The sequence below is a fragment of the Flavobacteriales bacterium genome, from assembly GCA_013001705.1.
Lineage (GTDB): Bacteria > Bacteroidota > Bacteroidia > Flavobacteriales_D > JABDKJ01 > JABDLZ01.
The window spans coordinates 1-4806 of sequence record JABDLZ010000134.1; the positions used below are offsets into that span (position 1 = coordinate 1).

General features: G+C 50.9%; 7 protein-coding genes. 1 reads left to right on the top strand and 6 read right to left on the bottom strand.

The window, feature by feature from the left end:
- Window positions 1–357: CPBP family intramembrane metalloprotease (locus HKN79_05515; protein NNC83015.1), on the top strand; the 357-nt coding region annotated here is incomplete at its 5' end.
- On the opposite strand, the gene HKN79_05520 is transcribed toward HKN79_05515, so the two are convergent.
- The 6 genes from HKN79_05520 to pyrR all read right to left on the bottom strand — a co-directional run bounded on the left by HKN79_05520 (window position 354) and on the right by pyrR (window position 4687).
- Complete coding sequence (locus tag HKN79_05520; protein NNC83016.1) at window positions 354–1019, bottom strand: response regulator transcription factor; 666 nt, start codon at window positions 1017–1019, stop codon at window positions 354–356. The two genes, HKN79_05515 and HKN79_05520, sit on opposite strands and share 4 nt — an antisense overlap.
- Before the next feature lie 63 nt (window positions 1020–1082).
- Window positions 1083–2015, bottom strand: a complete 933-nt coding sequence (locus HKN79_05525) for a ribonuclease Z (GenBank protein ID NNC83017.1) — start codon at window positions 2013–2015, stop codon at window positions 1083–1085.
- A gap of 9 nt (window positions 2016–2024) precedes the next feature.
- Complete coding sequence (locus HKN79_05530) at window positions 2025–2795, bottom strand: T9SS type A sorting domain-containing protein (protein NNC83018.1); 771 nt, start codon at window positions 2793–2795, stop codon at window positions 2025–2027.
- 3 nt (window positions 2796–2798) lie between these two features.
- Window positions 2799–3170, bottom strand: a complete 372-nt coding sequence (locus HKN79_05535) for an STAS domain-containing protein (GenBank protein ID NNC83019.1) — start codon at window positions 3168–3170, stop codon at window positions 2799–2801.
- Between the two features lie 39 nt (window positions 3171–3209).
- On the bottom strand, window positions 3210–4142 hold the full coding sequence (locus HKN79_05540) for an aspartate carbamoyltransferase catalytic subunit (protein ID NNC83020.1): 933 nt from the start codon (window positions 4140–4142) through the stop codon (window positions 3210–3212).
- Entirely contained in the window at window positions 4139–4687 is a 549-nt protein-coding gene (gene pyrR, locus HKN79_05545) for a bifunctional pyr operon transcriptional regulator/uracil phosphoribosyltransferase PyrR (protein NNC83021.1), read from the bottom strand. The genes HKN79_05540 and pyrR overlap by 4 nt, the downstream gene beginning before the upstream one ends.
- Window positions 4688–4806: the final 119 nt, after the last annotated feature.

Sequence of the window (4806 nt, forward strand, 5' to 3'; positions counted from 1 at the left end):
CCCTTCCTGCATGAATTGGTAAGCAATTCTCAGAACATCCCCTTGCTGATCCTATCCATCGGCATTGTAGCTCCCGTCTTTGAGGAGGTCCTATTCAGGGGCTTTGCCTATAAAGGTCTGGAACGGAGCAAGCTCGGAGGACATGGCACGGTGTGGGTCATCGCCATCGTATTCGCACTGATCCATCTGCAATACTCTTGGGCCGTCAAGGCCATCATCATTCCTATGGGGGTACTATTGGGCTATGCCCGGATGTTCAGCGGTTCGCTGCTGGTCCCTATCCTACTTCACGTGCTCAACAACAGTCTAGGTATCCTCCTGGAACTGCAGACCTTGGAGGTAGAAGCCTCTTTCTAATTCCTGCCGAACTCGAATCGCTCGGGATCCACGATTCCTTCTTTGACGGCATAGAGAACAGCCGCTGCGGTATTGTTGACCCCGATCTTATTGAGGATGTTCTTGCGATGGGTGTTGACCGTATGGCTGCTCAAGAAGAGCATTTCGGCAATCTCCGAATTGGTATGACCGACTGCGATATACTTGAGGATCTCAGCCTCTCGCTCCGTCAAAAGCAAAGGTGCACAGTCCAATGAATCCCTATCGATGCTCAGCAGGTCCATCCCTTCTGCGTCCAAGAGTCTGAGGATGTCTCCACAATAGAACTCCTTTCCTTGCGCAGTGAATAGGATCGATTCTTTGATCTCATTGACCGAACAGTCCTTCTTGACATAGCCATTGATCCCACTCCGTATGGCACTGAAAATCGTATTGGCCGACTGTATGGCTGTAATCGCTAGAATGGCGGTATGTGGAAATTTGGAGCGCAACTTCTGCAGTGATTCAAGACCATATCCTTCAGCCGTGAAATCGACCAAGATGACGTGTGGGCTGTGAGAAGATCGGATCAATTCAGAACATCTCGAATAGACTGTGAGCTCGGCACTGGGGTCTGCTTGCATACAGATGGCCTTGAGCCCTGCTATGTCCAATTCGTTGGTATCTCCTATCGCAATCCGCATATCCGCTTATTTAGAACAAATATAAATAAGCTAATGGAGCGAGCGTCCAGAAAGAGGTGCTACTTATCCAAAGGGATTGTGAAAATCGACCACCATTCCCTCCTGGCTCAATACCGATGCGGGAAATACCTCCCGGGCTTCGTGCAAGAGTGGATCAAGGTCATCATAGCGTGCCGAATAGTGTCCGAGTAAGAGTTGCTTCTTCACTCCCGCTGCTTTGGCGATCAGAGCGGCTTGCGCAGCCGTGCTATGTCGGGTCTTCTCAGCGCGTGCTCGGTCCTTTTCCATGAATGTGGATTCATGATACAGCACTTCCGCACCGTCCAGATCTTCGATCAGAGATTCCTTGTAGGCCGTATCACTGCAATAGGCATAGGAATGGGGAGGTTCTGGATCGGTGGTCAGTTCAGCATTGGAAATCCGCTGTCCACTCTCTGTCACGTAGTCTTCTCCCTGCGTGAGAGACTGGCGCACACGTATGGGCACCTCGTGGCGCTGCAATTGTTCCTTGATGAGTTTTCGCGGACGGGGCTTCTCCCGGAAGAGGAAGCCGGTGGTAGGGATCTTATGGTCCAGCGGTAGGCTGTGTACGGTGATGGTGTCCAGGTCGAGCAGTAATTCCTTGGTCTTGCCTTGGGTATGCAGATAAAGGATCTCATATCCCAGACTGGCATTGGCATGTTTGAGATGCAATTCGATCAGTTCTTCCAATTCGCGTGGGCCGATCAGCGTGATCGATTTCTCGCGGCCCAGCAAGCGCATGGAGAAGAGCAATCCCATCAGACCGAGGAAATGATCGCCATGCATGTGAGAGATGCATATGTGACTGATGCTTTGGAGCTTCAGTCGGTATTTGCGGATGAGATGCTGGGTCCCTTCGCCACAATCGATCAAGAAGGTATACTTACCCGCTTTCAGGAATTGCGAGCTGGGCATACGTCCTTTGGCCGGAAGGGCTGAGCCACAACCGAGGATCGTTAATTGAAGATCGGACATGGAGAAATCTTATGGGCGGTCGTAGACCATCCTGCGTGTCACCGTACCGTACGGTGAGCGAAGTGCGTACATATAGATACCGGATTCCAGACCTTCCGGTTCGAATTCGATGGTATTCTCACCACGCACCGCCTCGATGGTCTCAGAATAGACTTCTTGACCGAGTAGATCCATGACAATGAATTCCACTTCATGGGCATTCATCAAAGTGAAGTTCACCTCGGTGCGGAATTGGAAAGGATTGGGAGAATTCTGTGAGACCTTGGGTTTGAAGGACTCAACGGTCTGGATACTCGTGGTCCCATCTTCGGCCACTGCCACTCGATATCCTTCGAAGTCCAGAGGGCCTTCGACCACCGAACCTACCAGATTGAGATAGGCCGTGACCTGAATGACCAGATCGAACACCCCGATCTCAGTAGGTGTACCTGTGAGTACCGCACATCCGAGTGCTCCTCCTAGGAAGGTACAGTATCCATCGGTCTGAGATGCACACTGATAGCTAAGGCCAGCAGGAAGTCCCATCACATCATCTACAGAGGCAGAATCGATGGGCAGCGGTGGTAATCCCGCACCTGGTACCTGACTGGCATTGGATGGCACTTTGAGGTCCAATTGAGTGTTGTAAAGCTCATTGACTACTGCAGGTGGGAAATTGGTGGCCGTATCAGGCCATACACCGAAGAGCGAGTCCACGTAGAGTGGGTTCGGGTCACATTGGGCCTGTGTATTCAGACCCAGTGTACAGAGAACAAGTACTCCGAGTAAAACTCTCTTCATGTATCAATCTTCATCGAGGTCCTTCTCCACCTGTTCCATGAACAGTAGATCCTGGGCCTCATTCAACGTAGGAGTGATATTCAGTACGGTGTCCAATTGGGAAATAGAGACCAACTTGGCAACAGCCGGTTCCAATCCGGTGAGGATGAAAGTCCCATCCTCTCCTTTGCATAGACGATTGGCCACCAGGATCGCACTCAATCCAGATGAATCGCAATAGCGTGTCCCTGTGAGGTCGATGATGATATTCTTGACCCCGTTCTTATTCAGATAGACCAACTCGGACTTAAGGTCTGGAGCATGTTGTGCATCCAATTTCTCCAGCTCACTCTTGACCAGTGTGTACTTCTCCTTACTATCTATTCTGAACTTCATGTTCCTTAGTTCTCAGTTCCAAGCAAAGCTAACATTATTCTAATTGCGGTTCAATTGCTGCGCAAGCAGGAAAATGACCGCCATGCGTATGGCCACTCCGTTCTCCACTTGATCCAGAATGATCGAAGAATCGGAGTCGGCAAGCTCTGAGGTGATCTCCACCCCGCGATTGATCGGACCCGGGTGCATGACCACCAGGTCCTTCCCTACCTTGTCCATCAAGTCGCGGTTGAGTTGATACTTGAGTGTATAGTCTCTCAATGAAGGTAGATTGGATTGCTCCTGCCTCTCGAGTTGTATACGGAGCATATTCAGCCCATCTGCCCAGCGCATGGTCTCTTCCAAGTCATGGGATACCGATACTCCTAATGTATCTATGTATTTGGGAATAAGCGTACTAGGACCACACACCTGCACTTCTGCTCCAAGTGTTTTGAGGCAATGGATATTGCTCAGGGCCACCCGGCTGTGCTTGATATCCCCTACGATGGCGATGCGTTTTCCCTTGAGGCTCTCAAATCGCTCGAGCAAAGAGAAGGAGTCCAAGAGGGCCTGTGTGGGGTGCTCATGGGTTCCATCCCCGGCATTGATCACCCGGCTATCTACATTCTTGGATAGGAAGAGGGCAGCTCCGGGCTCGGGATGGCGCATGACGATGATATCCACCTTCATCGCCAGGATATTGTTGACCGTATCGATGAGGGTCTCTCCTTTTTTAACAGAAGATGCACCTGCGGAGAAATTGACCACATCGGCCGAAAGTCGCTTCTCGGCCAACTCGAAGGAGAGTTTGGTCCGGGTGCTGTTCTCAAAGAAGATGTTGGCAATCGTGATATCCCGCAGGGTAGGTACCTTCTTGATGGGGCGGTTGATGATCTCTTTGAAATGAGAGGCCCATTCGAAGATCAGTTCGATGTCCTTCTTGCTCAGGTGCTCGGTCCCCAGTAGATGCTTGACGCTGATATCCTTCATCCCTTGTCCACTTTTTCGAAAAGCACGGCTTTCTGGAAGCCTTTCTCGTCCCATTCCACCTGCACATGCTGCGTGGCGATACTATCCACCATCTGTCCGGTATAGCTCGGCTCTATGGGCAACTGCCGACTGAATCTCCGGTCGATCAATACCAGAAGTTCCACACTGGCCGGGCGTCCTAGACTGACCAAAGCATCCAAGGCGGCACGTATGGTTCGCCCGGTATAGAGCACATCATCCACCAGGATGATCCGCTTCTGCTCGATGGGGAAATCCAGTTCTGTACTGGCTGCTGCGAGTGGTTTGTCCCTGCGCCCGAAATCATCGCGGTAAAAGGTCACATCGAGCAAGCCGTGCTCCACCTTGCAATCCTTGCGGATGCCACGCACCTTATCGACCAAGGCTTCTGAAAGAAAAGCTCCTGTGCGCTGGAGACCGATGATGGCGGTACCATCAAAGTCCAGATATCGTTCTACCAATTGAAAAGCGAGGCGGTTGAGAGTCAGATCGAGCTGCTTACTATCGAGAATGGTGACGGGCCTCATTTCGAGATGCGAAGATAGATGATTTGGGAATGGGAGAATGGGGGAATTAGATGATTAGATAATTAGAGGATGAGATGATCAGATGATTAGATAATTAGCCAATTGGGGAATTAGCCAAT

Bases quoted from the DNA above. Each gene is read 5' to 3' on its own strand.
- pyrR (NNC83021.1), bottom strand. From the start codon at position 4,687: ATGAGGCCCGTCACCATTCTCGATAGTAAGCAGCTCGATCTGACTCTC.
- HKN79_05525 (NNC83017.1), bottom strand. From the start codon at position 2,015: ATGTCCGATCTTCAATTAACGATCCTCGGTTGTGGCTCAGCCCTTCCG.
- HKN79_05540 (NNC83020.1), bottom strand. From the start codon at position 4,142: ATGAAGGATATCAGCGTCAAGCATCTACTGGGGACCGAGCACCTGAGC.
- HKN79_05535 (NNC83019.1), bottom strand. From the start codon at position 3,170: ATGAAGTTCAGAATAGATAGTAAGGAGAAGTACACACTGGTCAAGAGT.
- HKN79_05530 (NNC83018.1), bottom strand. From the start codon at position 2,795: ATGAAGAGAGTTTTACTCGGAGTACTTGTTCTCTGTACACTGGGTCTG.
- HKN79_05520 (NNC83016.1), bottom strand. From the start codon at position 1,019: ATGCGGATTGCGATAGGAGATACCAACGAATTGGACATAGCAGGGCTC.